Source organism: Kitasatospora sp. NPDC006697, from assembly GCF_042869935.1.
GTDB lineage: Bacteria > Actinomycetota > Actinomycetes > Streptomycetales > Streptomycetaceae > Kitasatospora.
This window is the reverse complement of sequence record NZ_JBIAGU010000012.1, coordinates 127217-154092: the sequence shown is the minus strand read 5'-3', so window position 1 is coordinate 154092 and position 26876 is coordinate 127217. Positions and strand designations below refer to the sequence as shown.

At 73.9% G+C, this 26876-nt stretch carries 29 protein-coding genes; 13 read left to right on the top strand and 16 right to left on the bottom strand.

Annotated features, from left to right (window positions below; all coding sequences use genetic code 11):
- Positions 1-2: 2 nt before the first annotated feature.
- Positions 3-992: a zinc-binding alcohol dehydrogenase family protein gene (locus tag ACFYNO_RS18910; protein ID WP_388013021.1), complete on the bottom strand. Its 990-nt coding sequence runs from the start codon at positions 990-992 to the stop codon at positions 3-5.
- Between the two features lie 231 nt (positions 993-1223).
- Here ACFYNO_RS18910 and ACFYNO_RS18905 point away from each other — a divergent pair, with 231 nt between their 5' ends.
- The 5 genes from ACFYNO_RS18905 to ACFYNO_RS18885 all read left to right on the top strand — a co-directional run bounded on the left by ACFYNO_RS18905 (position 1224) and on the right by ACFYNO_RS18885 (position 4749).
- Positions 1224-1745, top strand: coding sequence for a GNAT family N-acetyltransferase (locus tag ACFYNO_RS18905; protein WP_388013018.1), 522 nt, complete (start codon positions 1224-1226; stop codon positions 1743-1745).
- Between the two features lie 17 nt (positions 1746-1762).
- Positions 1763-2431, top strand: a complete 669-nt coding sequence (locus ACFYNO_RS18900; RefSeq protein ID WP_388013015.1) for a hypothetical protein — start codon at positions 1763-1765, stop codon at positions 2429-2431.
- A gap of 107 nt (positions 2432-2538) precedes the next feature.
- On the top strand, positions 2539-3045 hold the full coding sequence (locus tag ACFYNO_RS18895; RefSeq protein WP_388013012.1) for a MarR family winged helix-turn-helix transcriptional regulator: 507 nt from the start codon (positions 2539-2541) through the stop codon (positions 3043-3045).
- The gene (locus ACFYNO_RS18890) at positions 3042-3908 is read left to right on the top strand and encodes an ATP-binding cassette domain-containing protein (RefSeq protein WP_388013009.1); all 867 of its coding nucleotides are present in this window, start codon (positions 3042-3044) and stop codon (positions 3906-3908) included. The genes ACFYNO_RS18895 and ACFYNO_RS18890 overlap by 4 nt, the downstream gene beginning before the upstream one ends.
- Entirely contained in the window at positions 3868-4749 is an 882-nt protein-coding gene (locus tag ACFYNO_RS18885) for an ABC transporter permease (RefSeq protein ID WP_388013006.1), read from the top strand. The genes ACFYNO_RS18890 and ACFYNO_RS18885 overlap by 41 nt, the downstream gene beginning before the upstream one ends.
- A 25-nt stretch (positions 4750-4774) precedes the next feature.
- Here ACFYNO_RS18885 and ACFYNO_RS18880 read toward each other — a convergent pair whose 3' ends face one another.
- Genes ACFYNO_RS18880 through ACFYNO_RS18860 form a run of 5 tightly spaced genes read right to left on the bottom strand, consistent with a single transcriptional unit; the run spans position 4775 to position 9222 of the window.
- On the bottom strand, positions 4775-5353 hold the full coding sequence (locus ACFYNO_RS18880) for a hypothetical protein (protein ID WP_388013003.1): 579 nt from the start codon (positions 5351-5353) through the stop codon (positions 4775-4777).
- A 50-nt stretch (positions 5354-5403) separates the two neighbouring features.
- Positions 5404-6708, bottom strand: a complete 1305-nt coding sequence (locus ACFYNO_RS18875; protein ID WP_388013000.1) for a DUF58 domain-containing protein — start codon at positions 6706-6708, stop codon at positions 5404-5406.
- Positions 6708-7703, bottom strand: coding sequence for an AAA family ATPase (locus tag ACFYNO_RS18870; RefSeq protein ID WP_388012997.1), 996 nt, complete (start codon positions 7701-7703; stop codon positions 6708-6710). The genes ACFYNO_RS18875 and ACFYNO_RS18870 overlap by 1 nt, the downstream gene beginning before the upstream one ends.
- Before the next feature lie 38 nt (positions 7704-7741).
- Positions 7742-8287 carry a hypothetical protein gene (locus ACFYNO_RS18865; protein WP_388012994.1) on the bottom strand — a complete coding sequence of 182 codons (546 nt, stop codon included), beginning with the start codon at positions 8285-8287 and terminating at the stop codon, positions 7742-7744.
- Positions 8287-9222: a DUF4129 domain-containing protein gene (locus tag ACFYNO_RS18860; RefSeq protein WP_388012991.1), complete on the bottom strand. Its 936-nt coding sequence runs from the start codon at positions 9220-9222 to the stop codon at positions 8287-8289. Before ACFYNO_RS18860 ends, ACFYNO_RS18865 begins: the two co-directional genes overlap by 1 nt.
- A gap of 219 nt (positions 9223-9441) precedes the next feature.
- Here ACFYNO_RS18860 and lepB point away from each other — a divergent pair, with 219 nt between their 5' ends.
- On the top strand, positions 9442-10269 hold the full coding sequence (gene lepB / locus ACFYNO_RS18855) for a signal peptidase I (protein WP_388012988.1): 828 nt from the start codon (positions 9442-9444) through the stop codon (positions 10267-10269).
- 28 nt (positions 10270-10297) lie between these two features.
- Here lepB and ACFYNO_RS18850 read toward each other — a convergent pair whose 3' ends face one another.
- Genes ACFYNO_RS18850 through ACFYNO_RS18840 form a run of 3 tightly spaced genes read right to left on the bottom strand, consistent with a single transcriptional unit; the run spans position 10298 to position 13709 of the window.
- Positions 10298-11032: a succinate dehydrogenase/fumarate reductase iron-sulfur subunit gene (locus ACFYNO_RS18850; protein WP_388012985.1), complete on the bottom strand. Its 735-nt coding sequence runs from the start codon at positions 11030-11032 to the stop codon at positions 10298-10300.
- Positions 11029-12972 (bottom strand): fumarate reductase/succinate dehydrogenase flavoprotein subunit, encoded by a 1944-nt coding sequence (locus ACFYNO_RS18845; RefSeq protein ID WP_388012982.1) that lies wholly within the window; start codon positions 12970-12972, stop codon positions 11029-11031. Before ACFYNO_RS18845 ends, ACFYNO_RS18850 begins: the two co-directional genes overlap by 4 nt.
- Positions 12969-13709: a succinate dehydrogenase cytochrome b subunit gene (locus ACFYNO_RS18840; protein ID WP_388012979.1), complete on the bottom strand. Its 741-nt coding sequence runs from the start codon at positions 13707-13709 to the stop codon at positions 12969-12971. The genes ACFYNO_RS18845 and ACFYNO_RS18840 overlap by 4 nt, the downstream gene beginning before the upstream one ends.
- 97 nt (positions 13710-13806) lie before the next feature.
- Here ACFYNO_RS18840 and ACFYNO_RS18835 point away from each other — a divergent pair, with 97 nt between their 5' ends.
- Positions 13807-14730, top strand: coding sequence for a LysR family transcriptional regulator (locus ACFYNO_RS18835; RefSeq protein WP_388012976.1), 924 nt, complete (start codon positions 13807-13809; stop codon positions 14728-14730).
- Here the strand turns inward: ACFYNO_RS18835 and ACFYNO_RS18830 are convergent.
- Together ACFYNO_RS18830 and ACFYNO_RS18825 are read right to left on the bottom strand one after the other, a co-directional pair.
- On the bottom strand, positions 14724-15065 hold the full coding sequence (locus ACFYNO_RS18830) for a hypothetical protein (protein WP_388012973.1): 342 nt from the start codon (positions 15063-15065) through the stop codon (positions 14724-14726). The genes ACFYNO_RS18835 and ACFYNO_RS18830 overlap by 7 nt on opposite strands.
- Before the next feature lie 72 nt (positions 15066-15137).
- Positions 15138-15872 (bottom strand): VOC family protein, encoded by a 735-nt coding sequence (locus ACFYNO_RS18825; RefSeq protein WP_388012970.1) that lies wholly within the window; start codon positions 15870-15872, stop codon positions 15138-15140.
- 165 nt (positions 15873-16037) lie between these two features.
- On the opposite strand from ACFYNO_RS18825, the gene ACFYNO_RS18820 reads away from it, so the two are divergent.
- On the top strand, positions 16038-16304 hold the full coding sequence (locus ACFYNO_RS18820; protein ID WP_388012967.1) for a GlsB/YeaQ/YmgE family stress response membrane protein: 267 nt from the start codon (positions 16038-16040) through the stop codon (positions 16302-16304).
- A gap of 21 nt (positions 16305-16325) precedes the next feature.
- Here ACFYNO_RS18820 and ACFYNO_RS18815 read toward each other — a convergent pair whose 3' ends face one another.
- Entirely contained in the window at positions 16326-16907 is a 582-nt protein-coding gene (locus ACFYNO_RS18815; protein ID WP_388012964.1) for a TetR/AcrR family transcriptional regulator, read from the bottom strand.
- A gap of 120 nt (positions 16908-17027) precedes the next feature.
- Here ACFYNO_RS18815 and ACFYNO_RS18810 point away from each other — a divergent pair, with 120 nt between their 5' ends.
- Positions 17028-17810 carry an SDR family NAD(P)-dependent oxidoreductase gene (locus ACFYNO_RS18810; RefSeq protein ID WP_388012961.1) on the top strand — a complete coding sequence of 261 codons (783 nt, stop codon included), beginning with the start codon at positions 17028-17030 and terminating at the stop codon, positions 17808-17810.
- A 21-nt stretch (positions 17811-17831) separates the two neighbouring features.
- Here the strand turns inward: ACFYNO_RS18810 and ACFYNO_RS18805 are convergent, their stop codons facing one another.
- Positions 17832-19586, bottom strand: a complete 1755-nt coding sequence (locus ACFYNO_RS18805; RefSeq protein WP_388012958.1) for a S8 family serine peptidase — start codon at positions 19584-19586, stop codon at positions 17832-17834.
- Positions 19587-19834: 248 nt separating this feature from the next.
- On the opposite strand from ACFYNO_RS18805, the gene ACFYNO_RS18800 reads away from it, so the two are divergent.
- Positions 19835-20512 (top strand): TetR/AcrR family transcriptional regulator, encoded by a 678-nt coding sequence (locus ACFYNO_RS18800; RefSeq protein ID WP_388012955.1) that lies wholly within the window; start codon positions 19835-19837, stop codon positions 20510-20512.
- A 402-nt stretch (positions 20513-20914) separates the two neighbouring features.
- On the top strand, positions 20915-22681 hold the full coding sequence (locus ACFYNO_RS18795) for a hypothetical protein (RefSeq protein ID WP_388012952.1): 1767 nt from the start codon (positions 20915-20917) through the stop codon (positions 22679-22681).
- 106 nt (positions 22682-22787) lie between these two features.
- Here ACFYNO_RS18795 and ACFYNO_RS18790 read toward each other — a convergent pair whose 3' ends face one another.
- Positions 22788-23180, bottom strand: coding sequence for an SCO5389 family protein (locus ACFYNO_RS18790; RefSeq protein ID WP_388012949.1), 393 nt, complete (start codon positions 23178-23180; stop codon positions 22788-22790).
- A gap of 151 nt (positions 23181-23331) precedes the next feature.
- Positions 23332-25383, bottom strand: coding sequence for a transglycosylase domain-containing protein (locus ACFYNO_RS18785; protein ID WP_388012946.1), 2052 nt, complete (start codon positions 25381-25383; stop codon positions 23332-23334).
- Between the two features lie 108 nt (positions 25384-25491).
- Here ACFYNO_RS18785 and ACFYNO_RS18780 point away from each other — a divergent pair, with 108 nt between their 5' ends.
- Positions 25492-26124 (top strand): DedA family protein, encoded by a 633-nt coding sequence (locus tag ACFYNO_RS18780; protein WP_388012943.1) that lies wholly within the window; start codon positions 25492-25494, stop codon positions 26122-26124.
- Between the two features lie 37 nt (positions 26125-26161).
- Here ACFYNO_RS18780 and ACFYNO_RS18775 read toward each other — a convergent pair whose 3' ends face one another.
- A complete protein-coding gene (locus ACFYNO_RS18775) occupies positions 26162-26350 on the bottom strand; it encodes a hypothetical protein (RefSeq protein WP_388012940.1) in 189 nt (62 codons plus the stop codon).
- Between the two features lie 161 nt (positions 26351-26511).
- Here ACFYNO_RS18775 and ACFYNO_RS18770 point away from each other — a divergent pair, with 161 nt between their 5' ends.
- Entirely contained in the window at positions 26512-26862 is a 351-nt protein-coding gene (locus ACFYNO_RS18770) for a hypothetical protein (protein WP_388012937.1), read from the top strand.
- The last annotated feature ends 14 nt before the right edge of the window (positions 26863-26876 follow it).

Sequence of the window (26876 nt, the reverse complement as noted above, 5' to 3'; positions counted from 1 at the left end):
TCCTACGCCTCCCCGCCCACCCGCAGCAGGAACTTGCCCGTCGTGGTCCGCGACTCGATCAGCCGGTGCACCTCCGCCACCTCCTCCAGCGGCAGTTCGGCGCTCACCAGCGGATCCACCTGCCCGCCCGCCACCAGCCCGAACGCCCGCTCCGCCAGCTCGCGCAGTGCCTGCGGGTGGCTCTGGGAGAGCTCCAGGATGGACATCGCACCCACCGAGCGCCCCGGGTTGAGGTCGGCGGCGCCCGCCTGCCAGGCGGCCTCGCCGTTGGCGTTGCCGTAGGAGACCAGGCGGCCGAACGGGGTGAGCAGGGTGAGCCCGGTGCGCAGGGTCTCGCCGCCCACCGGGTCGAGCAGCAGGTCGACTCCCCGCCCGCCGGTGACGCGCAGGGCCTCGGCGGCGAACTCCGGGCCGATGAAGACCTCGTCGTAGCCGGTCTTGCGGGCGTACTCCGCCTTGGCCTCGCCGGAGACCACGCCGAGCACCAGTCCGGCCCCGCCAAGCTTGGCCAACTGGCCCACCACGCCGCCGACTCCGCCGGCCGCGCCGTGCACCAGCACGGTGTCGCCCGCCCGCAGGCGGCCGATCTCGTGCAGCAGTGCGTGGGCCGTCGGCAGCACGGTGGGCAGGGCGGCGCCGGTGCTCAGCGGGACGCCGTCGGGGAGGGCGAAGACGGTGTCCGCATCGGCCACCGCGACCTCCGCGTAGCCGCCGAACCGGGTCAGTGCGGCCACCCGGTCGCCCGGGCGCAGCCCGTGGCTCTCCGCAACGCCCGCGCCCACCGCGCGGATCCGGCCGGCGACCTCCAGGCCCGGCTGGAACGGCAGCGACTCGACCCGGTAGCCGACGCTGCGCGACTTCAGCTCGGCGAAGTTGACGCCCGCGTACGCGACGTCGATGCTCACCTCGCCCGGGCCCGGCTCGGGCACCGGCAGCTCGGTCAGCTGCAGCACCTCAGGTCCCCCGAACTGCTCCACCACGATCGCGCGCATGCTCTTCATCCCCTCGTAGCAGCGGCGCCGTCCTGCGCCACCGCCCCCTGTGTTCAACGGAAAGTGAACACCCCGAGTGTACGATCGAGAGCGAACACTCGGCAAGGGGGATCTTGGTCGCGGGGCCGGAAAGGCCACTCTCGGCGACCACTTCGCGATGCTAGGCTCTGCCGGTCCTGTCGAGCGGTGCGTCCACGGACGCACCGCGCCGGTGATACGGAGGTTCGGGGAATGGCCGATTACCGGATACGCCGCCGCTGGTCGGCGGACCTGCCGGGATGTGTGCGGGCGCTCGCCGAGGTGCACGAGGCCGACGGCTATCCGCAGGTCTGGCCGAGCCGTCCGACGGCCTGGCTGGTCGACCCGGACCAGCTGGCCGGCTGGGTGGCCACGGCCCCGGACGGCCAGGTGGTGGCCCATGTGGCGCTGGTCGCGGGCCTCGGCTCCTCCGCCGCCCGGGTCTGGGCCACGCGCACCGGACGCCGCCCGGAGGAGACGGCGGCCGTCACCCGGCTCTACGTCGCCCCGTCGGCGCGCGGGCGCGGGCTGGGCGCCGGACTGCTGGACACCGTCGCCGAGTTCGCCCGCCAGGAGGGCCTGTGCCCGGTGCTGGACGTGGTGACCACCAACACCGCCGCCGTCGAGCTCTACGAACGGCAGGGCTGGGAGTGGCTGGTGACGATCGATCAGCAGTGGCCGGACGGCCAGCTGGTGGAGGTGCACTGCTACGCACTGGAGGGGTGCGAGCGGTAGCCGGTAGCCTCCCCGGCATGACTGATGATCAAGGACTCCGGATAGCTGACCAGGGACTCCGTGCGGCGGCGCAGGACCTCCGGCTCGCCGTCGCCGCGGCCGTCGCGGCGCTGACCCCGGCGCTGGCGGCGGACTGGACGGTGCCGGCCGACGGGCTGGAGTGGGACTGCTGGGAGACCGTCGAGCACGCGGCCGACGGCTTGCTGGCCTACGCGTTGCAGCTCGGACCCGCCCGCCCCCCGATGGACGACTACGTGCACCTGGCCTGGCGGCGCGACCGCCCCGGCGCCCCGGCCTCCGCGATCCGCATCGATCGGGCGGCCGGCCCGGCGGCGCTGCTGGAGGCACTGGAGGCGGCGGGCGCGGTGCTGGCCGCGGTGGTGGCCACGGCCTCGCCGTCGACGCGCGCCTTCCACTCCTACGGCGTTTCCGATCCGGCCGGGTTCGCCGCGATGGGCGTGGTCGAGACGCTGGTGCACGGGGACGACGCGGCGCGCGGCCTCGGGCTGGACTGGGCCCCGCCCGCCGAGCCGTGTGCCCGTGCTCTCGCCCGGCTCTTCCCGGAGGTGCGGGTGGGCGCGGACCCGTGGACGGCGCTGCGCTGGGCGACCGGCCGCGCCGAACTGCCGGGCGAGCCGGGCCGGCGGGTCTTCGAGCGGTGGCACAGCGCCCCGCTCGCCGACTGACTGCCGCCAGGACTCCGGCCACGGCTCCCGCCACCGCCTCGCCCTGCGACCGATTCGTGCCGGACAGCCCTCGACTTTTAGCTCTTACTGAGAGATAAAATGACCGTATGAGCGAACCTCCGATAGCCGCCGCGGCGCCACCCGGTCTCGCACCCGCCGAGGTGCTGTCCGCCGACGAGTTCTCCGCGCTGCTCGTCGGCATCCAGCGGCTGCTCCGGCGCACCCTGCGCCAGGGCCTGACCGAGCCGCGGCTGCGCGGCGCGCACGTCGAACTGCTGCGGCTGGTCGTGCACAGCCCCGGGCTGCGGGTCTCCGACGCCGCCAAGGAGCTGTGCCTGGCCGGCAACTCGGTGTCCACGCTGGTCAACCAGCTGGTCAACCAGGGGCTGCTGCGCCGCGAGGTGGACCCGGCGGACCGCCGGGCCGCCCTGCTGTACGCCACCGAGGAGGCCGTGGAACGGATCACCGAGTGGCGGGCCCGGCGCACCGCCCTCGTCGAGGAACTGGTGGCCGGACTGCCGGCCGAGGACCGGGCGGCCCTGACCGCCGCACTGCCCGCACTGCGCGGCGTGGCGGCCGGGCTGCGCGCCCAACTGGGGGAGGAAGAGCGATGACCACCGAGGCGAGCGAGTCCGCCGCCGAGGCCGTGGCCTGCAAGGACCTGGAGTACTCGTTCCACCGCGGCCGCGGCAGGAGCACCAAGGCCGTGGACGGCGTGGACCTCACCGTCCACACCGGCGAGGTGTTCGGGCTGCTCGGCCCGAACGGCGCCGGCAAGACCACCACCATCCGGGCGATCACCACCCTGCTGCCGGTGCCCAGCGGCATGGTGCGGGTCTTCGGCAACGACACCGCCCGCCGCAAGATGGAGGTCCGCCGGATGCTCGGCTACGTGCCGCAGCAGCTGTCGGCCGAGTCGGGGCTGACCGGGCGGGAGAACGTCGCCCTGTTCGCCCGGGTCTTCGACGTGCCGCGCGCCGAGCGGGCCGAGCGGGTCGCCCAGGCGCTGGCCGCCGTCGACCTCACCGAGGCCGCCGACCGGATGGCCGGCACCTACTCCGGCGGCATGGTCCGCCGGCTCGAACTGGCCCAGGCGCTGGTCAGCGCGCCGCGCCTGCTGGTGCTGGACGAGCCGACCATCGGCCTGGACCCGATCGCCCGGACCAGCGTCTGGGAGTGCATCGACGCGGTGCGGCAGGCGACCGGCATGACCGTCCTGGTCACCACCCACTACATGGACGAGGCCGACCAGTACTGCGACCGGATCGGCCTGATGGACCGCGGGAGGATCCGCGCCCTCGGCACCCCGGAGGAGCTGAAGGAGCGGGTCCGCGAGCAGGACCCGCAGCACACCGCACCCACGCTCGACGACGTGTTCCGCCACTTCGCCGGACGCGACCTCGCGCGCGGCCAGGCCCCGGAAGGAGAGTTCAGCGATGTCCGCCGTACCCGCCGCACCGCTTCCCGCGTCGGCTGAGGCCGCGGGCGCCGAGCCCGCCGCGACCGACCGCCCCGACCTCGGACTGCTGCTGGTCGCCCCGCGGGCCAGGACCGGCTGGCGGCTGGTGCCCGCCCGGGTGTTCGCGATGTGCGCGGTCGAGCTGCAGAAGCTGCGCCACGACCGCACCGAGCTCTACACCCGCGCCATCCAGCCCGCGCTCTGGCTGCTGATCTTCGGCGAGACCTTCACCCGGCTGAAGGCCATCCCGACGAACGGCATCCCGTACCTGGACTACCTCGCGCCGGGCATCATCGCGCAGTCGGCGATGTTCATCGCGATCTTCTACGGCATCATGATCATCTGGGAGCGGGACTCCGGGGTGCTCACCAAGCTGCTGGTCACACCGACCCCGCGGGCCGCGCTGGTCACCGGAAAGGCGTTCGCGGCCGGGGTGAAGGCGGTGATCCAGGCGGTGGTCGTGGTGCTGATCGCCGCGGTGCTCGGGGTGGCGATGACCTGGAACCCGCTGCGGCTGCTGGGCGTTGCCGTGGTGGTACTGCTCGGGTCGGCGTTCTTCTCCTGCCTCTCGATGACCATCGCCGGGGTGGTGCTCACCCGCGACCGGCTGATGGGCATCGGCCAGGCGATCACCATGCCGCTCTTCTTCGGCTCCAACGCCCTCTACCCGGTGAGCCTGATGCCGGGCTGGCTGCAGGTGATCAGCAAGGCCAACCCGCTGAGCTACCAGGTGGACGCGCTGCGCGGCCTGTTGATCGGCACCAAGGCCCATCTGCCGCTGGACTTCGGGGTGCTGGCGCTGGCCACCGTGCTCGGCATCGCCGCCGCCTCCTCGCTGATGGGCCGGCTGGCCCGCTGAGCAGCGGGAGCCCACCGGGCTCCCGCTACTCCTGCTCCGCCCTCCGCTGGTACAGCGTCAGCCCGATCGAGACCGCCGTCACGGCGATCCCCAGCACCGCCAAGGGCCGTGCCGCGTCCGCCTGGTGCTGGGGCACCAAGGCGGCGGCCAGCACCACGGCCGCCGCCGCGCAGGCCGCCAGCCGGGCCGTCGGAGTCGGCGGCAGCGAGGCGTGGCTGCCCGCGTCCACGTGCAGCAGGTAGCCCAGCAGCAGCGCGGTGACGGCCGCCGCCAGCCAGACCGGCGGCCGCCCGATCGCCGCCAGCAGCACGGTGGCGGTGGCCAGCACGGTGTTCCGGTGCCGCACCAGCCGCGTCGCCAGCCGGGCCGTCGGCGCCACCGGCCGGGCGCTCAGCGGCGGCGCCGCCCACCAGCCGAACGCCGCCGCGACCAGCGCCAGCAACTGCCGGGCGAGGCCGCCCGCCGGCGCCGCCGGGTTCACCGCGGCGAGCAGCAGCACCGCGCCCAGGAACCGGGACGGGAGCCGCCGCCCCAGGTCGCGCCAGCTCTGCGAACCGTCGTCCTCCGCCCGGGCCTGCTGCGCGTCCCGCGTCACCGCACTCATTCCCGGCTCCCGCGACACCTCACTCACTCCCGCCTCCCGCGACACCCCATTCACTCCCGCCTCCCGCGGATCCGGCCCCGCTGCAGCTGCGCCATCGCCAAATCCAGTACCTCGCCCGGCTGGTGGGTCACCACCGGGACACCCCGGTTGCGCAGCGCGAACCGGATCGCCTCCCGGTCGGCCCGCCAGAGCCGCCCGGCCCAGACCTCCACCTGGTCCTGCGGGTCCACCGCCGGCTCCCCGAAGGGGATCTCCACCACCACCAGCGGGTTGCCCCGGTCGGCCAGGTCGCCCAGCACGTCGATGATCCGCTGGTCGGCCAGCGGCGTGAACGCGTACACCAGCGCGCCGGCCGGAAGCGCCGCGGGCGGCAGCCGGTCGAGGTCGGGCGTGCGGTAGCCGAGGTCCTTGCGCACCTCCAGCACGCTCTGCACCATCCGGTAGAAGTGCTGCTCGCCGGAGCCGGCCTGCAGCCAGCGGGTCCGCCCGCCGACCGAGACCACGCCGATCCGGTCGTGGGTGCGCAGGTAGGCCCGGGTCAGTCCGGAGGCCGCCCGCAGCGTCTCGTCCAGCGTGGACGCGCCGGTGAGCGGGTCGACCAGGTCGCCGAAGGCGTCCAGCAGCATCACGGTGTCCACGGCCTGCTCGGCGCCGAACTCGATCAGCTGGATCGCGCCCCGCCGGGTGGTGGACGGCCAGTGGATCCGGCGCTGCCGCTCGCCCCAGACGTGCGGCCGCACGCCCAGCACCTCGACGCCCTCGCCCTGCCGGCGGGCGGTGTGCTCGCCCAGCCGCTCCGGCAGTCGGACCGGCACGGGCGTCAGCCGGTCGGCCGTCGGCACCGGGAAGACCTCGACATCGCCCAGGTCGACCCGCACGGTGCGCCGGGACAGGCCGCCGCTGTCGTAGACGTCCAGGTCCACCAGGCCCAGCGACCAGGCGCCCCAGCGCACGGCGGTGAACTCCAGCTCCACGTGGTCCGGGCCGACCCGCTGGCCGGCCAGGGTCAGGCCGGGGCCGCCGATGAGCCCCGGGTCGAGCAGGCCGACCTCCCCGTCGTGCGCCAGGTCGATCCGGGCGACCAGCGGCTCGCCCTCGAAGAGCCGGCGCGGCTCCACGGCGGCGGTGGCCGCCAGCAGGGTGGGCCGGGAGCGGCCGGGGGCGGCCAGCGCCACCAGCACCGCCGGGCCGGCCGCCAGGGCGAAGAGCCAGGCCTGCCCCGTGAGCAGCGCGGCCACCACGGCGACCACGGCCACGGTGAGCAGCCGCAGGGTGCGCTCGCCGGTGCGCCAGCCCTCGGGCGGCGCGCTCAGCCGCTCGGCCGGCCTGGACCCCGGCGGAGCGGAGTCGGCCATCACGAGGCCGCGACGGCCGCGGGCACGGTCGGCACGGTGGCCGGCGTCGGCACCTCGGCGACCAGGCGCTCCAGCACGTCGTCCGCGGAGACCTGGCGGACCCACAGCTCCGGCTTGAGCGAGACCCGGTGCGCCAGCGCCGGCACCGCCACCGCCTTGACGTCCTCCGGCACCAGGTAGTCGCGGTCCTCCAGCATCGCCCGGGCCCGGGCCAGCTGCACCAGCGCCAGCCCGCCGCGCGGCGAGGAGCCGACCTGGATCTGCGGGTGCCGGCGGGTCGCGCCGACCAGCGCCATCACATAGGCCACCAGGTCGTCGTCCACCTCCACCCGCTCCACCGCCGCCCGCATGGCCAGCACCTGCGCCGCCGAGGCGAGCGGGCGCAGCACGGCCTCGGGCGCGGCCCGGTCGATCCGGGCCCGGAGCATCGAGGCTTCCAGCTCCGGCTCCAGGTAGCCCATCCGGACCCGGAGCAGGAAGCGGTCCAACTGGGCCTCGGGCAGCGCGTAGGTGCCGTCGTACTCGATCGGGTTGGCGGTGGAGATCACCGTGAACGGGTCGGGCAGTCGGCGGGTGGTGCCGTCGATCGACACCTGCGCCTCGGACATCGCCTCCAGCAGCGCGGCCTGGGTCTTCGGCGGGGTGCGGTTGATCTCGTCCGCGAGCAGCAGGTTGGTGAAGACCGGGCCGGGGCGGAAGACCATCTCGCCGGTGCGCTGGTCATAGAACGGCGCGCCGGTGACGTCGGAGGGCAGCAGGTCGGGGGTGAACTGCAGGCGCCGGAAGTCCAGCCCGAGGGTGGTCGCGAAGGAGCGGGCCAGCAGGGTCTTGCCGAGGCCGGGCAGGTCCTCGATCAGCACGTGCCCGCCGGCCAGCACGCCGAGCATCACCAGGCGCAGCGCCTCGGGCTTGCCGACCACGGCCCGCTCGATCTCGGCCAGCACCTCGCGGGCCAGCCCGCCGGCCTGCCGGGGCGTCAGTTCATCGGTGGTCACAGGGGTCCTCACAACGGAACGGAGCGGAAGGGCAGGGGCTAGAGGGCGTCGAGCCGCTGGATCAGGGCGCCGAGGCGGTCGGCCGGGATGGTCGCGGCGGGCGGCGAGTGGTCCGGGTCGAGCCAGGGCCAGTGCTCGGCGCCGATCAGCTCGGCGGCGCGGGCGGGCTCGGCGTAGAGCGAGACGCCGTGGCGGTCGGAGAGCCGGGCGGCGAAGAGGCGCTGCAGCTGGGGGCGGAGGGCGGCGAGGTAGCCGTCCTCGTCCAGGCCGTTGCGCACCGTCCAGTACCACTCGCCGAGCCCGGGTGCCCGGGGGGTGATCAGCCGGGCGTCGCGGCGCAGCCGGCTGTCCTGGGAGGCGGCACCGGCCACGTAGCGGGCGGACAGCAGGGCGGTGGCCCCGATCGCGACGGCGCCGAGGCCGATCCCGGGCACCCCGCCGACCAAGCCGAGCGCCAGTTCGGCGAAGGCGGCCAGCGGCAGCAGCACGGTGAGCGAGTGCCGCACCGAGCCGGGGTCGTTCGCCGCCTCGGCCTGCGCGTCCTCAAGGGCCTGCTCGGGGGTGTAGCGCTTGCGACGGAACATCAGCTGCTCGTCTCCACCGGGCGGTCCGCGGCGGCCTGCGCCAGCCGGCGGGCGATCACGTCCAGGGCGGCGCGCGCCCGGTCCAGCTCGGCCTGGCCCATCGGGTGCCGGGAGAACCGGGCCTCCCGGAACAGCTCGGTCAGCGCCGCCCCCTCCGCGCCCGGCACGCTGCCGGCCGCGACCGCGCGTTCGAGCAGCTCGGCCGGGCTGTCGGCGGCCAGCCGGCCCACCCCGGAGCCGGCCAGCGACTCCTCCATCGCCGCGTAGCAGGCGATCACGGCGGCCCGGGCGTCGGAGCCGAGCAGCGCCCGGCGGCCGGAGTCGACCGCCTCGGCGAACTGCTGCTCGGTGGTCCGCGGGGCCGGGCGGGCGGTGCGCGCGGCCGGCCGCCGGTGCCGCAGCTGACGCCAGAGCAGCACCGCGGCGCCGAGCACCAGCAGGGCCAGCAGCACCGTCAGGACCGTCTCGACCACGGCGTCGCCCCCCTCGTCTAGGTGGGGCGGCGGGGTGGGCGGCTGCGCGGGGCCCAGCGGCGGGTCGGCCGGGGCCTGCTGCTGGGTGAGGGCGGGCTTCGGCTGTGCGGCGAAGTAGCTGACCAGCAGCGCCAGCGGCAGCAGCAGCATGGCGGCCGGCAGCAGCCGCAGCGTCAGGTCCCGTAGCCGGTCGGCGCGCGGCGGCAGGCCGGTGCGGAACCGGGCGGCGCCGCGGTAGCGGGCGTTCAGCGTGTAGGCCACGTCCACCCAGGCGGCGCAGAGCAGCAGCACCGCCCAGAGCAGGCCGTGCAGCGGCGCGTGGTGGCCCACCGCGAGCAGCCCGGTGGACGGGCGCAGCGCCAGCGCGGCGAAGGCCAGCCCCGCCACCACCAGGACCGGGCGCAGCACCCGGTCGCCGGGCGGTGCTGTGGCCGGCTCCCCGGGGTCATCTGGTCTGGACATGTCTCGGTACTCCCCCCGTGCGGGTCCGCTCCGCGAAGCGACGCGACGGCGGCCCGGCGGAAGCTTGGCACAGGTGCGGCGGGATTGTCAGCACCCGCAAGATACACGCCGGACACCGGCGGGCCCGTTCATTGCGGGGTCCGCGGGCCGCCGGGAACTTCCGATCGTTCAGCTACCGGGGGTGCGCAGGGCGCCGCCGTCGGGGACAGGGAGTGGCCCATGGTCGGGGAACGGTCGGAGCGCCGCTGGCGGCTGCGGACGCGGCGCGAGGAGCGGGTGAAGCGCAAGCAGCGGCCGTTCTGGCAGGAGCTGCCGATCCTGGTGGTACTGGCCCTGGTGCTGGCGCTGGTGATCAAGACCTTCTTCGTCCAGGCCTTCTCCATCCCGTCCGGCTCGATGGAGAACACCCTGCTGCCCGGCGACCGGGTGCTGGTGGACAAGCTCACCCCGTGGTTCGGCGCCAAGCCGGAGCGCGGCGACGTGGTGGTCTTCAAGGACCCGAACAACTGGCTGGCGGACGAGCCGGTCGCCAAGTCGAACGTGTTCCAGCAGGCGCTCGGGTACGTCGGGCTGATGCCGGCGGCCGGCGACCGGGACCTGATCAAGCGGGTGATCGCGGTCGGCGGCGACACCGTGGACTGCGAGGCCGGCAAGCCGGTCACGGTCAACGGCGTGGCGCTCGACGAGCCGTACATCAACTCCCAGACCACGCCCTGCGGCAAGTTCCCGGTCGGCCGGATCACCGTGCCCAAGGACCACCTCTGGGTGATGGGCGACAACCGCGACAACTCCGCCGACTCCCGCTACCACCACCTGGACGGACCCGGTGACGGCTTCGTGCCGGAGTCGGACGTGGTCGGCCGGGCCTTCGCGGTGGCCTGGCCGCTGACCCGCTGGAACACCCTGCCGGTGCCGTCCACCTTCAACCAGCACGGGCTGGCGCAGGGCGGCGGCCAGCGGGAGCGGGCCCAGCAGGGCGACGCGCTCGGCACCCTGGCCGCCATCCCGGTGCTGCTCTGGTACCGGCGCCGGCAGCACCAGGACTGACGGCCCGTCAGCCGGCCGGGAGTCCCGCTCACCGACCCCTGAGCAGGAACTCCCGGTTCAGCGTGCCGATCGCGTCCAGGCCGATCCCCTTCGGGCAGGCGGTGGCGCACTCGCCGGTGTTGGTGCAGCCGCCGAAGCCCTCGCGGTCCATCGCGCCGACCATCGACCGCACCCGGGAGCCGCGCTCCGGGGCGCCCTGCGGCAGCAGGTTGAGGTGCACCACCTTGGCGGAGGTGAAGAGCATCGCCGAGCCGTTCGGGCAGGCCGCCACGCAGGCGCCGCAGCCGATGCACTCGGCGTGCTCGAAGGCCCGGTCGGCGGCCTCCTTGGGCACCGGCAGGGCGTGCGCGTCCGGGGCCGATCCGGTCGGGGCGGTGATGTAGCCGCCGGAGCCGATGATCCGGTCGAAGGCCGAGCGGTCCACCACCAGGTCCTTGACCACCGGGAAGGCGGCCGAGCGCCAGGGCTCCACGTCGATGGTGTCGCCGTCGGAGAAGTGCCGCATGTGCAGCTGGCAGGTGGTGGTCCGCTCCGGGCCGTGCGGCTGCCCGTTGATCACCACGCCGCAGGCGCCGCAGATGCCCTCGCGGCAGTCGTGGTCGAAGGCGACCGGCTGCTCGCCGCGCAGGATCAGCTCCTCGTTGAGCGTGTCCAGCATCTCCAGGAAGGACATGTCCGCGCTGATGCCGGTCACCTGGTAGGTCGTCATGGCGCCCGGGGCGTCCGGTCCGGCCTGCCGCCAGATCCGCAGGGTGAGGTTCACGCGTAGCTCCGCTGGGTGGGGTGGACGTGATCGAAGACGAGCTGCTCGCGGTGCAGCACCGGCGGGCCGGCCGGGTTGAACTCCCAGGCCGCGGCGTAGCTGAACTCCTCGTCCTGGCGGGCGGCTTCGCCATCCGGGGTCTGGCTCTCCAGGCGGAAGTGGCCGCCGCAGGACTCCGCGCGGTGCAGCGCGTCCAGGCACATCAGCTCGGCCAGGTCGAAGTAGTCGACCAGCCGGTTGGCCTTCTCCAGCGACTGGTTGAGCTCCTCGCCGGTGCCCGGCACCTTGATCCGCCGCCAGAACTCGGCGCGCAGCTCCGGGATCCGGGCCAGCGCGTTCTTCAGGCCCTCGGCGCTGCGGGCCATCCCGCACTCGTCCCAGAGCAGTTGGCCCAGCTCGCGGTGGAAGGAGTCGGGCGTGCGGTCGCCGTCCACCGCCAGCAGTGCGGCCAGCCGGTCAGCCGCCTCCTGCCGCACGGCGGTGACCGCCGGGTGGTCGGGCGCGAGCCGGTCGGCCGGGGTGCGGGCCAGGTAGTCGTTGAGCACCGGCGGCAGCACGAAGTAGCCGTCCGCCAGGCCCTGCATCAGGGCGCTGGCGCCGAGCCGGTTGGCGCCGTGGTCGGAGAAGTTGGCCTCGCCGATCGCGAACAGGCCCGGCACGGTGGTCTGCAGGTCGTAGTCCACCCAGAGGCCGCCCATGGTGTAGTGGATCGCCGGGTAGATCCGCATCGGCACCCGGTACGGGTCCTCGGCGGTGATCCGCTGGTACATCTCGAAGAGGTTGCCGTAGCGGGCCTCCACCGCGGCCCGGCCGAGCCGGGCGATCGCGTCCGCGAAGTCCAGGTAGACGCCCTCGCCGCCGGGCCCGACCCCGCGCCCCTCGTCGCAGACCGCCTTGGCGGCCCGGGAGGCGATGTCGCGCGGCACCAGGTTGCCGAACGCCGGGTACATCCGCTCCAGGTAGTAGTCGCGCTCCTGCTCCGGGATCCCGGCCGGCGGCCGGGTGTCGCCCTTGGCCTTCGGCACCCAGATCCGGCCGTCGTTGCGCAGCGACTCGCTCATCAGGGTGAGCTTGGACTGGTGGTCGCCGGAGCGCGGGATGCAGGTCGGGTGGATCTGGGTGAAGCACGGGTTGGCGAAGTGCGCGCCGCGCCGGTGCGCCCGCCAGACGGCGGTGGCGTTGGAGTTCTTGGCGTTGGTGGAGAGGTAGAAGACGTTGCCGTAACCGCCGGTGGCCAGCACCACGGCGTCCGCCAGGTAGCTGCGCAGCTCGCCGGTGACCAGGTCGCGGGCCAGGATGCCGCGGGCCCGGCCGTCCGCCACGATCAGGTCCAGCATCTCGGTGCGGGCGTGCAACTCCACGTTCCCGGCGGCGATCTGGCGGGAGAGCGCCTGGTAGGCGCCGAGCAGCAGCTGCTGCCCGGTCTGGCCGCGGGCGTAGAAGGTGCGGGAGACCTGTACGCCGCCGAACGAGCGGGTGTCCAGCAGCCCGCCGTACTCCCGGGCGAACGGCACGCCCTGCGCCACGCACTGGTCGATGATCTCCACCGAGACCTGGGCCAGCCGGTGCACATTGGACTCCCGGGCCCGGAAGTCGCCGCCCTTGACGGTGTCGTAGAAGAGCCGGCGGATCGAGTCGCCGTCGTTGCGGTAGTTCTTGGCCGCGTTGATGCCGCCCTGGGCGGCGATCGAGTGCGCCCGCCGGGGGGAGTCCTGGAAGCAGAACTGGACCACGTGGTAGCCCTGTTCGGCCAGGGTGGCGCCGGCCGCGCCGCCCGCCAGGCCGGTGCCGACCACGATCACCGTGCGGCCGCGCCGGTTCGCCGGGTTGACCAGCTTGGCCTCGAACCGCCGCCGGTCCCAGCGCTGTTCGATCGGCCCGTCCGGCGCCTTGGTGTCGGCGATCGGCTCGCCGACGGTGTAGAGCTCCTGGCTGGTCACTTGACGGCTCCCGTCATCACGGCGATCGGAATGGAGACGAAGCCGGCCGTCAGCGCGAGGGCCAGCAGGTTCGCGGTGGCCTTCAGCACCCGCTCGCGGCGCCGGCTGCTCAGGCCGAGGGTCTGCGCGGCGCTCCAGAAGCCGTGCCGCACGTGCAGGCCGAGCGCCAGCATCGCCACGATGTAGACCAGGTCGCCGTACCAGGTGCGGAAGGTGGCGACCAGGTTCTCGTAGGGGTGCCCGGCCTCGCCGCGGGGGTTCACGGTCAGCGTGGTCAGGTCCAGGATGTGCCAGACGATGAACAGGCCCAGGATCACCCCGCCCCAGCGCATGGTCCGGGTCGCGTAGCTGCTGCGGGCCCGGGTGTGCCGGTAGCCGACCGGGCGGGCCCGCAGGTCGCGCCGGCTCAGCTGGTAGGCCGCGGTGCCGTGCACCACCGCGGCGGCCAGCAGCACCGCCCGGGCGATCCAGAGCAGCCACTCGCGGCGCAGCAGCGGCTCGCCGAGGGTGCGCAGCCAGGCCGCGTAGCCGTCCATCGCGGCCGGGCCGGCGAACACGTTCAGGTTGCCGATCAGGTGCAGGACCAGGTAGCCGATCAGCACGCCGCCGCTGACCGCCATCGCCGCCTTCTTGCCGATGGTGGAACCCCAGAGCAGGGCCGCCCTGGAGGGTTCCCGGCCGTTCGGGGTCGCGGTGTCTTCTGTGCGCTGCCCAGCGCGCTCACTTGTCAGAGCCATGGGATGCACGGTAGGGAACCGGGCGACCATCCGTCCAAGACGCTTTTCGGCTCGCCACGATAGGTGCAGGCTATGGAAGCTGCCTATGATGGCGGGTGTGCAGCTCCAACAACTCCGGTACTTCACCGCCGTGGCGGACACCCGGCACTTCACCCGGGCGGCCGAGCGGCTGCATGTCGCCCAGCCCTCGCTCTCCCAGCAGATCCGGGCACTGGAAAGGGAGTTGGGGGCCGAGCTGTTCCGCCGCGGGCGCGGCGACACGGCGCTCACCGACGCCGGCGAGGCGCTGCTGCCGCTGGCCAGGCGGATCCTGGCGGACGCGGAGAGCGCCCGCAGCGCCGTGCAGGAGACGGTGCAGCTGCGCCGCGGCCGGATCCGGCTGGGCGCCCCGCCGAGCCTCTGCGGCAGCCTGGTGCCCGATGTGCTGCGCGCCTACCGGACCGCCTACCCGGGCGTCGAGCTGCTGGTCCGGGAGGACGGCTCGCGCGACCTGCTGGGCAAGCTGGCGGCGGGCGAGCTGGACCTGGCCCTGGTGATCACCCCGCCGACCGTGGACCGCCCGCCGGGCCTGGAGCTGGCCGAGTTGCTCCGCGAGGACCTGGTGCTGGTCTCCGACCGGCCGCCGAGCCGCCGCCGGGCCCGGATCCAGGACCTCCGGCACCGGCCCCTGGTGATGTTCCGGCAGGGCTATGACCTGCGCGAGGCCACCCTGGCGGCCTGCCGGGCGGCCGGCTTCGAGCCCGAATTCGCCGTCGAGGGCGGTGAGATGGACGCGGTGCTGGGCTTCGTCCGGGCGGGCCTGGGCCCCGCGGTGGTGCCCGGCATGGTGGCCGACCGCAGCGGCCTGGCCGTCACGCCCTTCGCCGACCCCGGCATCGGCCGCACCATCGCGCTCGCGCACGGCACCGAACTCCCGCTCACCCGGGCCGCGCTGGCGATGCGCGAGGTGCTGCTGCGGTACCTGGCGGAGGCCGGGCAGGCCGGCGAGCTGCCGCCCGGCACCCGCCTGCTCGCTCAGTAGCGCAGCACCAACCCCTCGACCACCTCGACCTGTTCGGCCGCGATCAGGCCGAGCGCGGGCTCCGCGCCGCCGGCGTCCGCCTCGAAGGCCACCACCACGGCGGGGCGCTCGCCGGTGCGGCGGACGACCATGGCCAGCTCGTCGGTGGTCGGATCGCGGAACTCCGGGTCGTGGAAGACGCTCGGGCAGCTGACGAACAGCGGGTCGCTGAAGACCAGTTCCAGATTGTGGTGGTACGTCAGGTCATACCCTGCCGCGAGGCGGAGCCGGGCCGGATCCCAGGACACGATGTCCCAGTCCCACCAGGAACCCTCGGGTAGCTCGATACCGGCCATCGCCCACTCCTGCCCGCCGACGTCATCCCCGGGACCACTCTCCCACCGGTGTCAACCGTGCCCCGGGTGACGTCAGACGGGCACCCGCCCGGTCCGCGGGTCACGGCCCGTCAGGCAGTAGGTGCCGCCGGCCGGGTCGCGCATCGCCGTCCAGCGCGGGTGCTCGGCCAGCACCTGGGCGCCCAGCTCCCGGTGCGCCGCGCGGGTCGCCGCCACGTCCGTGCAGGCCAGGTCCAGGTGGGCGCCGACCGGGCGGGGCTCGTCCAGCCGGTGCAGCAGCAGCCGCACCGGCAGCTCCGGCGGGGACTGCAGGACGCGGAACTCCGGCTGGGAGCCGGTGTACAGGGGCCAGTCGGTGAGCGCGGCCCAGAACCGCGTCTCCTCCTCGAACAGGTCGGCCGCGACGTCGATCGCGAGCTGGTCCGCCCGGGTCTCCCGGAACACCCCGGGGCGCCGGTGCTCGCCCTGCCAGGCCACCACGCAGAACGGCAGGCCGGCGGGGGAGGCGAAGACCACCAGGGTGCCGTAGTCGGCCGTGACGGTGGCGCCCAGCGCTGTGGCGCGGTCGGCCAGGCCCGGCACGTCGTCGGTGCACAGGTCGAGGTGGGCGCCGCGGACCGGCTCGCCGACGCCCTGCAGCTTGAGGAAGGCGTCGGTGCCGGGCTCCTCGGGCAGGAAGGTGGCGAACTCGCCGTCCGCCCCGCGCCGGGGGGAGAGCGCGGTGCCCGTGACGGCCGTCCAGAACTCGGCGGCCCGGGTGAATCCGTCGTGCGGTCGGTCCACGAACGCGTACACCCAGCGGATCACCCGCTGCCTCCTCGGTCGGTTCGAACAGATCCGGCACGAGGGTATCCCCCGGTGCGGGCGGGGGTCACCGGGGTACCGGCGGCCCCCGCGGCGCGACGGGCGGGGAGCACGGAACGCGCCTAGCCTCGGGGAAAGGGCCATCCGTCGGCATGCCCGGGAGGCGACGTGTTCCAGATCGTGTGGATCCTCATCATCGGACTCGTGCTCGGGCTGCTCGCCCGCCTGATCCTGCGCGGTCCCCAGTCCATCCCGCTCTGGCTGACCATGCTGCTCGGCGCCGGGGGCGCCCTGCTCGGCAACGCGGTCTCCGGCTGGATCGGAGTCCGGCACACCTCGGGCATCGACTGGATCCGGCACCTGCTGCAGATCGGCTTCGCCGTGGCACTGGTCGCCCTGGTCGCGCCCGCCTGGAGCCGCCGAAAAGTCCACTAGCCCGACGTCCCGAGGCGCCGCCTAGTCCGGCCAGGCGCGGAAGGCGAGGTCGACCGTGCGGTTCAGGGCCGCGGCGTCCGTGCCGTTGGCAGCCTGGACCGCAAGGCCGTAGGAGACCGTGCTGATGTAGCGCGCAAGGTCGAGCACGTCGACTTCCGGTGCGAACTCACCCTCCTCGCGGGCCCGTTCGAAGCGGGCCAGCAGCATCTCCTGGGAGGCGAGGCGGCGGGCGCGGACCTCGGCGCGGACCGGCTCGGACTGGGCGCTGGTGGTGAGGGCGCTCTGGATCAGCAGGCAGCCCGGGCCCTCGTCGCGGGTGGTCACCGCTATCACCCCGCGCAGCAGGTGCTCGGCGGTGGCGCGGGCGGTGGGCTCGGCCATGGCGGCGCGGACGTGGCTCGCCGGGCCCTCGCCGTAGCGGTCCAGGCACTGGCGGAAGAGCGACTCCTTGTTGCCGTAGGCGGCGTAGAGGCTGGGCCGGTTGATCCCCATCGCGCTGGTCAGGTCGGCCAGCGAGGTGCCCTCGTAGCCGTGCCGCCAGAACACGCGCATGGCGCGGTCCAGCCGGTCCTCCAGGTCGAATTCGCGCGGACGTCCGGTCACGGGCGGGCGCCTCCCTCCATCGGATGACATGCGGCCGGTGGGCCTGGACTTCTGTACCGATCGATATGCTACCTTCTCGCTTGTATACCGATCGATACAGAAGTACGCGGAGGGGACCCCATGACCATCACCCAGCAGCTCGGCGCCACCACCACCCGTGTCCTCGCCGGCAAGGTCGCGCTGGTCACCGGCGGCTCGCGCGGCATCGGCGCGGCCACCGCCCGGGCGCTCGCCGAGGCGGGCGCGGACGTGGCGATCAGCTACGTCGCCTCGGCCGGCAAGGCGGAGCAGGTCGCGGCCGAGCTGACCCGCGACCACCAGGTCCGGGCCGCCGCCTACCGGGCCGACCAGGCGGACGCCGCGCAGGTCGCGGAGCTGGTGGCGGCGGTGGCGCAGGACTTCGGCCGGTTCGACATCCTGGTCAACAACGCGGGCGTGTTCGCCGGCGGCCGGGTGGACGACCCGGAGACGGACACCGCGGCGCTCCAGCAGCAGGTGGCGGTGAACCTCGGCGGGGTGACGGCGGCGATCCGGGCCGCCTCGGCCGTGCTCGGCGAGGACGGCCGGATCATCACCGTCGGCTCCAACCTGGCCAGCCGCCCCACCCGCCCGGGGATGGCTGACTACGCGGCGACCAAGGCCGCCATCGTCGCCTACAGCAAGGCCGCGGCGCTCGACCTGGCGCACCGCGGCATCACCGTGAACGTGGTGCAGTCCGGCTCGGTGGCCACCGACATGAACCCCGAGGACGGGCCGACCGCCGACGCCCAGCGCGCGCTGAGCGCGCTGGGCCGGTACGGCCGGCCGGAGGAGGTGGCCGCCGGGATCGCCTTCCTGGCCGGCCCCTCCGCCTCCTTCATCACCGGCACCACGCTGAACATCGACGGCGGGTACCTGGCCTGACGGACCGGGGCCGACCGGGCGTCAGGCCGGCGTCCCGGTCGGTTCGGCCGCGGTCGGCGGGCTCGGGATGCGGACCTCCCTCGCGGTGCCGCCGAGCTGCTTCAGGCCGTCCAGCAGGGCCTGGCCGCCCGGGCTGCCGAAGCCCGAGCAGGCGTCCCAGCCTGGGCCGGCCGCGTACGCGCCGTTGCTGCCGCGGGTGATGTCGCGCAGCACGCCGGTGCCGAGGTGCGCGTAGAGCAGCGGGTTGAGGAAGCCGACCGGGACGCCCAGGCCCTGGTTGACCCGGGCCAGCAGGGCCGACCACTGCGGGGCGGCGGCGCTGGTGCCGCCGATCTGCACCATGTGCTGGCCGTCCACGCTGATGATCATCACACCGGTCTGCGGGTCGGCCAGCGCGGCGACGTCCGGCACGCCGCGCCCGCGCTGGTGCGGCGGGTTGGCGGAGGGCGGCACCTGGACGCCGGACTGCCACGGCGGCACCGGGAACCAGCGGCTGACGCCGCCTCCGGTGGCGCTGCCCGGCCCGTCGTCCCAGACCGTCTCGCTGACCACGGTCGCGCCGTCGGCCACCAGCCGGGTGCCGCCGACGGCCAGCACGTGCGGGCTGGAGGCCGGGAAGTCGGCGTGCGCCCGGGTGTCGCTGCCCTGGTCGCGGGAGCCGTCGTCGCCGGAGGCGCAGCAGATGCTGATGTTGTGCAGCGCGGCCTGGGCGAAGGCCTGGTCCACGGCGGTGATCGCCATCCGGGTCCAGGCCGAGCCCGGGTCGTCCTCCGGGTTGCCGTAGCTGCAGGAGATGATGTCCGGCCTGTTGGCCGTGTCGGTGACGATCGCGTTCAGCACGTCCACCCAGCCCTGCTCGGTGAACTCGGTGAAGTAGACGACGATCCGGGCGCCCGGCGCCAGCGCGCCGACCACCTGGAGGTCGAGCATGATCTCGCCGGTGCTGTCGGCGGGATCGCCCTGTCCGTCGTCCTGGCCCGGGTCGTTGCCCGGACCGTGCACCACCACGTCGGTGATCTGCGGCACGGGGACCCGCAGCACCTCGGTGAAGTAGGTCTGCAGCGCGGCGAGGCGGTAGCCGCCGGACGGCACGCCGGCCCGGGTCTGGCCGTTGAAGGCCAGCACGGCGATGGTCTGGCCGGTGCCGTCCAGACCCTGCGGGTAGGAGTACGGCGCGGCCAGCGAGCCGGGCAGGAAGGTGCCGGCGGGCAGGCCGCCGCCGCTCGCCGAGGCGAGTTGGTCGAGCGGGAGGCGGGCGCTCTGACGGGCCAGCAGGTTGGCGCCCAGCGGGCGGTCGTCCAGGCCGAGCACGGAGGTGACCACGCCGGCCAGCTCGGCGGGCACGTGCACCGCGCCCTCACGGCCGCGGTAGCTGCGCCAGCGCTGGCGGCTGTCCTGGTAGCGGTAGCGGGCCAGGGTGACCTGGAAGGCCTCGGAGAGGTCGGCCGCGGTGCCGGTCAGCCGCAGGCTGCGGGCGGTCGGGTTGACGGTGCCCACCCGTAGGTGGTGCTCGGTGGCGAAGCGCTCGACCAGCTCCAGGTCGGCCGGGTCGGCGGCGGCCGCGGCGGCGAGCGCGGTGTCGTCGGGCGCCGGGCGCAGGGTCGGCGGGACCAGGGCGTACTCGGTCGGGCTCGGCAGCGGGGGTGCGTTCGGCGAGCGGCGGAGGTAGACGGTGACGGTCAGGTTCTCGGACGGGCTCACCGGGCCGACTGCGACGGCGCCGCGGCGCGGCGTGCGGTCGCTGTCGGGCAGGGCGAGGTAGTGGCTGCGCGACATGGGTGTCACCAGCTTCCGACCCCGGCGGTGCGGGGTCTGGGGGGCCGGCGGGGCCGGCCGGGACAGCAGGGGCAGGGGCGTACGGCGGTGTGACAGTCCGATGAAGACCGGGCGATTTGTCCGACCGCGTACGCGTACGGGCGACATGTACTTTGTATACTTAGCTTTGTCCTCGGAAGCGGGGGAGTCAAGGGGGCGGAGAACCTGGAGGCCCCCAGATGGTGGCGAGCGCGGAGCAGGGGGCGCCTATGGGGCGCGCACGGCTCACCCGGCCGCGGGTGCTGGCGGCGGCGATCGAGCTGGCGGACCGTCAAGGGCTCGGCGCGCTGACCATGCGGCGGCTGGCGGCCGAGCTCGGGGTGGAGCCGATGGCGCTGTACCGCTACGCCTCGGGCAAGGAGGCCCTGCTCGACGGGATGGTCGAGGCGTTCTACGCGGAGGTGACGGACCGGCTCGGGCCGGTGCGGGCCGGCTGGCGGCGCGAGGTGCACCGGATCGCCGAGGTGTTCTGCGTGGTCGCCGACGCCCATCCGGCGGTCTTCCCGCTGGTGGTGACCCGGCCGCTGGCGCTGCCGGTCTCCCGGCGTCCGGCGCCGATGCTGCGGCTGAACGAGCGGATGCTCGGCCTGATCAGCTCGGCCGGCTACGACGACCGGACCACGCTGCGGATCTACCGCTCGCTGGTCGGCTGGGTGCTCGGCTACCTGCTGGTGGAGAAGCGCCCGGTGGTGGACAACCCGGACGAGCCCGACCCGCTGCTGCGCCTCGGCCTGCACCGGCTGCCGGCCGCCGAGTACCCCCGGCTGCGCGAGACGGTGCCGCTGTCCGCCGACTATGACCGGGTGGCGGAGCTGTCGGCCGGGCTGGACGTGCTGCTCGACCGCCTCCCGAAGCTGAAGGAGCGGCGTCCGAAGGGGAAAGAGTGAGTGAAGGTGTGGAGGGCGAACTGGGGGAAGCGGCCGGAGGCGTGCCGAGCGGGCCGTCGAACGCCTCGCCGCCCGGCCCCCGTTGTGGCGGACCCGGCGGTCACGGCTCCCAACGGCTGACCGCCCGTCAGCGGTTCGGGTACCCCGTCATCTCCGAACGAGGGCCCGGAACGGGTGTGACGAAGGGTCCGCCCGGGGTGTGCGGAGCCGGTTCGGCGCGTGTCACACCACCGGTGGCGGCAGTGGCGCGGCACAGTGGCTGCAGCGAAGGCCGGGTGCGTGCAAGCGTCGAACGCCCACCCGTATCCTGACCTACCAGCACGGACACCGGAAGCGGATCGCGCTCCACCGCCCCGGCGCCCGTACCTAGCAGCCTCCCCGCCACGAATCCGGACGATCCCCATGACAGTGCTTCCCGTGCAGAACGCCGACGTACCGCCGCAGGACCGCTCCGCGGAGTCGGTGCCCGACCCCGCACCGGACCTGGGCGAGAACCTGCTCAGGTACGCCGAACTCGGCGGCTTCACGCTCACCGCCGACACCCATGCCTGGTACGCCGCAGCCACCACCGTCACCGGCGCCGAGGAGGCCCGCGCGGCCTCCACCGCGCTCGCCGAGGTGCGCGGCGGCGACCTCAACGCGCTGCGCGAGGCCGCCGACCGGCTCGCCGCCGAGGCCGCGCTGCGCGAACCCGCCACGGTGGCCGAGGTGGTGACGCTGGTCGGCCTGCTGCGCAGGGTCGGCGCGACCGCCGGCACGCTCTGTGCGGACGCCTACCAGGCCGACCTGGACGCGCTCGCCGCCGCCACCGCCACCAGCGGATGGCGCAAGGAGCGCGGCGTGAAGATCTCCTGGGGCCGCCGCCGCAAGCTGCGCGCCGAGGCCCGCCGCCTCGCGGTCGCCGACCGCCCGCGCCGCGACGCCCTGCACGCCGCCCTGGTCGCCGCGGCCGGCGAGCGCGAGGAGTGGCAGGCGCTCGCCCCGGCCGCCGGCGCCGTCGCCCGCCCGGTCGACGCCGAACTGCTCGAGCTCACCAGCCAGTGCGCGGACAGCCTGGAGGGCGGACTGCGCGAGCTGGCACGCCTGCTGGCGGGGCGTGAGCTGACCGCACTCGGGTTCGACGAGCTCGCGGCCCTGGTCGAGGACCTGGCCGCGGACGAGGGCACCCTCTACCGCCTCCCCGAACTGCGCACCCTGCGCGCCGCCCTGGACGCGGCCGGGATCGACGAGCTGCTGGCGTCGCTGACCGAGCAGCGCGCGGACCGCGCGGCGGCGAAGGCGGCCTGGGCGGCGCACCGGGGCGAGGGGGATGCGCCGGCGCTGGAGGAGGAGCTGGAGGAGTTCGGGGAGCTGGAGTCGGAGCGGGTCGCCGACTTCGAGGTGGCCGGGGACCCGGACGCCGGGGTGATGGCGGACGGGGCTGCGGAGGCTGCGGCGAAGGCCGGGACCGAGGTTGCGGTGGACGTGGATCTGATCGTGATCCCGTCGCCCTCGCCGGAGCCGGCGCTGGAGATGATCACGCCGGTGGAGGTCGAGCCGGAGCCGGAGGCCGAGGTCGAGGTCGAGGTCGAGGCCGAGGTGGAGCCGGAGATTGAGGCGGCGGCGGAGGTTGAGGTCGCCGTTGAGGTGGTGGCCGAGGCCGTGGTCGAGGCCGAGGTTGAGGCGGTCGTAGAGGTTGCCGAAGTGGAGGTCGCTGCGGAGACCGAGACCGAGACGGAGCCCGAGGCCGAAGCTGAGCCTGAGTCTGAGCCGGTGGCTGTGGTGGAGGAGCCGGTCGCCGAGGAGACCGTCGTAGAGGAGGCCCCCGAGGCCCCTGCGGTCGTCGGGGCCGAGGCCGTGGTCGAGGAGGCCGTGGTCGAGGAGCCCGTGGTCGAGGCCGAGCCCGTGGTCGAGGCGGAGGCCGTTGCCGAGGAGCCCGAGGCGACCCCTGCTGCCCGTCGTGTCCGGCGCCCGAAGCGGCCCGAGCTGACGCCCGGCCGCCCGATCACCGCGTACAGCGCCGAGGAACTGCTCTCCCTGGTCCGCTGGATCGACAGCGACTACACCACGCGCAGCGACGACGAACTGCTGCGCGCTGCGATGAAGGAGCTGGGCTTCGCCCGCCTCGGCCCGCGCATCAAGGAGGCGCTGGCCGCGGCCGTCGCCTCCGCGCGGGGCAAGGAGAGCTGACCAAGCGTCGGTACAACGCCGCGGGGCCTGGGTTCCGAGCTTTGAGCTCGGAACCCAGGCCCCGCGGCGTTGGCGTAGGGGGCGGGCTCTGCCCCTCACATCCCCGTCAGCAACTCCGCAGCTCGGGCGTCTGGTTGAGCAGCTGCGCCCGCATCGAGGTGAACTCGCGGTAGGCCGCTCCCTGCTCGGCGCCGACGGGGAAGACCGCGACGCGGTGGCAGTTCATGAAGGCCAGGCGGACGTCGAAGTGGCGTTCCAGGCTGCCGCGGATGGCGTCGCTGGCCATGGCGCGCAGGAGCTGGCCGCGTTCGGCGTCGGACGGGGGCTCGACCTGGTTGTCGGCGAACGGAGCGGTACTGTCGGCGAGTTGGCCGGTGAGGCCGGCGACCATCGAGTACGCGTAGGGGAGCGAGTCGCGCACCGTGGCGATGAAGTCGGCCTCGGCGACCTCGCCGGCCTCGGCCTGGGCGAGCAGGTCGGGGGAGACGCTCAGGGACATGGGCTGGATCCTCTCTTTGGAAATGAAAGCCGTTTCCAATAAGTGATCCTGGGTCACCCGCCCCGCCGCTGTCAACGCGACCCGCGCGCAACGGCGAAGAGGCGCCCCCCGGGAAACCCGGAAGGCGCCTCCAAGCGGAGCGGAGCCCGCGCTACTGCAGCGGCACCGTGGTCAGCGGCGTCGGGTCGGTCCCCTTCAGCGCGCCCGACATCGCGTCCCGCCAGATCGGGCCGGCCAGCGTGCCGCCGAAGGCCTGGCCGATCACCTTGCCGCCGATGCTCTGCCCGTCCAGCTGCTTCGGGCTGTCGGTGTCGGTCACCACGGTCGCGCCCGCCAGCTCGGGGGTGTAGCCGACGAACCAGACCTGCTTGCTCTCGTTGGTGGTACCGGTCTTGCCCGCGCTGTCCCGGTCGGTCAGGCCGGCGGGGGCGCCGGTGCCGTCCTGCACCACGCCCTTGAGCATGGTGGTGATCTGGTCCGCCGTCTGCGTGGACATCGCGGCGGCGCACTGGTTCTGCGGCACCGCGATCGGCTTGCCGTCCGGACCGGTCACGCTGTCGATCGCGGTCGGCTTGCAGTAGGTGCCGTGCGCCGCGAAGGTCGCGTAGACGTTGGCCATCTCCAGCGGCGTCAGCGCGTTGGAGCCGAGCGCCATCGCGGGGGTGACGGCCAGCGGGTTGCCGCCGGCCTGCTGGGTGATGCCCAGCTTGTTGGCCATCTGGGCCACCGAGCACAGGCCCACGTCACCCTCCAGCGAGGCGAAGTAGGTGTTCACCGAGGCCGCCATCGCCGGGCCCATGGTGAACGGGCCGACCAGCGAGGTGGCGTCGTTGTGCACCGTCCCGGTCTTCTTGCCCGGCCACTTGCCGCCGGTGCAGTCCGTCATGTCCGGCCAGGTCATGCTGTACGGCGAGTCGTAGGACTGGGACGGCGAGATGCCGGCCTCCAGCGCCGCCGCCGCGACGATCGGCTTGAAGGTCGAACCGGTGGAGAAGCCCTGGCCGCCGCCCATCGCCTTCTCGACGTTGTAGTTGATCTGGGTCTGGTTGGCGTGCACGCCGTACGGCCGGCTCTGGCCCATCGCCACGATCTTGCCGGTGCCGGGCTGCACCACGCTCATCGCGGTGGCCGCCTGGTCGGTGGCGTAGACGTGGCTGGTCACCGAGGACTGCAGCGCGGCCTGCGCCTTCGGGTCCAGGGTGGTGTGGATCTGCAGCCCGCCGCGCTTCCAGAGCGCCTGCCGGGCGGCGGAGCTGGAGCCGAAGGCCGGGTCGTTGAGCACCTGGTCCTTCACGTAGTCGCAGAAGAAGCCCTCGCCCTGCTGGGCGGTGATGCAGCCCTGCTGCGGCGCGGTGACGTTCAGCTGGACCGGGGTGTTGAGCGCGGCGTCCGCGTCGGCCTGGCTGATCGTGCCGTACTGGGCCATCTTCTTCAGCACGGTGTCCCGGCGCTCCTTGGCCGCCTTGGGGTTGGCCACCGGGTCGTAGCCGCTGGGCGACTGCACCAGGCCGGCCAGCAGCGCGGCCTGCGGCAGCGTTAGGTCCTTGGCGTGCACGCTGAAGTAGCGCTCGGCGGCCGCCTCCACGCCGTAGGCCTGCTCGCCGAAGAAGGTGATGTTCAGGTAGTTGGTGAGGATCTGGTCCTTGCTCAGGGTCTCCTCGACCTTGATCGCGTACTTCATCTCCTTGAGCTTGCGCCCCACCGTCTGCGCCTGCGCCGCCAGCACCGCCTGCTGGTCGTCGCCCGCCTCCTCCACGAAGACGTTCTTCACGTACTGCTGGGTCAGCGTGGAGGCGCCCTGGGTGCCGCCGCCGCCCGCGTTGTTGCCGATCGCCCGGAGCACGCCCTTGGGGTCGACCGCCCCGTGCTCGTAGAACCGGTTGTCCTCGATGTCCACCAGCGCGGACTTCACCAGCGGGGATATCTGGTCGCTCGGCACCACGGTGCGGTCCCGGTCCCAGACGGTGGCCATCACGTTGCCCGCGGCGTCGTAGATCGTCGAGGACTGGGTGAGCGGCGGCGTGGTGAAGTCGTCCGGCAGGTTCTGGAAGTCGTCGGTGGCGCTCTTCGCGGTCAGGCCGATGGCGCCGACCGCCGGCACCGCGACCCCGGCCGTCAGCACACCGGCCACGGCGCTGGCCCCGAGGAACTTGGCGGCCAGGCGGCCATTCCGGACGAACGAGCCCATTTTCGACGAAGACATGGTTCGCACTCTATGCAGAAAAGATGAGGAAACGGACCAATGCATACGCGTTCTCTGTCACAGGCCTGCGACAATGTGCGCCTACGGACAGTCGGAGGAGGTCCCCTGATGACCGCCCCCGCCACGCCCGAGCTGCCGGGACCGCTGGCCGCACTGGCCCCGTTCCTGGAGCACTACGGCTACCTGGCGGTCGGGCTGCTGGTGCTGCTGGACAACTGCGCGGTGCCGGTGCCCGGCCAGACCCTGCTGATCCTGGCCGCGGTCTACGCGGGCGCGGACCGGCTCTCGCTGCCCGGGGTGGTGGCGGTCGCGCTGGCCGGCGCGGTCATCGGCGGCTGCCTCGGCTACCTGCTCGGCCGCTCCGGCGGTCGCGCCCTGGTGCACCGCTACGGCCGCTACCTCGGCCTGACCGCCGCCCGGCAGCACAAGGCCGAGGACTTCTTCACCCGCAACGGCGGCCGGGTGGTGCTGGTCGCCCGGTTCATCGACGGGCTGCGCCAGACCTTCGGCATCATCGCCGGCACCACCGAGATGGCCTGGCGCCGGTTCCTGCTCTGGAACGTCCTGGGCGCCGTGCTCTGGGTCGGCGCCTGGAGCGCGGCCGGCTATCTGGCGGGCAGCAACATCGGCACGGTCTACCGCCAGGCGCTGCGCTACCAACTGCTGCTGCTGCTGGTGGCGGTCGCCGCCGTGCTGGCGCTGCTGCTGCGCTCCTGGGTACGGCGACGGCGCCGCAGCTGACCGGGGTCGGCTGCGGCGCCGCGTCGAACGGCAGCGGTCAGGGAAGCACCCGCTCCACCGCGGCCGCTCCGTGCTCCGCCAGGTCCCGCCTGGCCCGCTCGATGAGCGCCGGGGTGACGTCCCGCCCGGTGGCCATCACCAGGTCCTCCGGGTCGACCGGATTCTCGGCTCCGGTGTGCAGCAGGTGGTCGGGGGTGGGGGACTCGTCGTCGATCGGCTCGGACATGGGAAGCCTCCGTGGGTCGGGGCGCGGCCTGTTGGTCCTTGCACTCACGAGTGTGGGCCAGGACGCCCGCCGCGCGCACCCCGGAGCGGGCACGCTGGGTGGTTCGCCCCCTTGGCGGTCTCCGGTGCGCCCCGTCCGGCGCGGCTGCTTAGTCTGCGGTCATGACCAGCCACGAAGTGACGTCCCGGGTAGGGGCGCGATCCCGGGAGCAGGTTGAGAGCGCGCTCGCGCGCCTGGAGTACATCGGCGAAACCCCCTTCGAACCCTCACCCGCCCGCCACGGCTCGCTCGACGGTTACCGCTGGGCGCTCGGCCGCGGCCGGCTCGCCCCGGTGACGGCGAGCGTGGCCAGCGGACCCGAGGGCCCCTGTCCGGCCCAGCTCGCCGCCGAGCAGCAGGCCGCCCAGGTCCGCCACCTCGACCTGCGGGTCGATCCGGACCAGCGGGAGTACGCCCGCGGCGTGCACGACGCGCTCGCCTGGGTCTGCGCCCGCAGCGACGTCCAGCCATAGGGGCGGTCCGACGC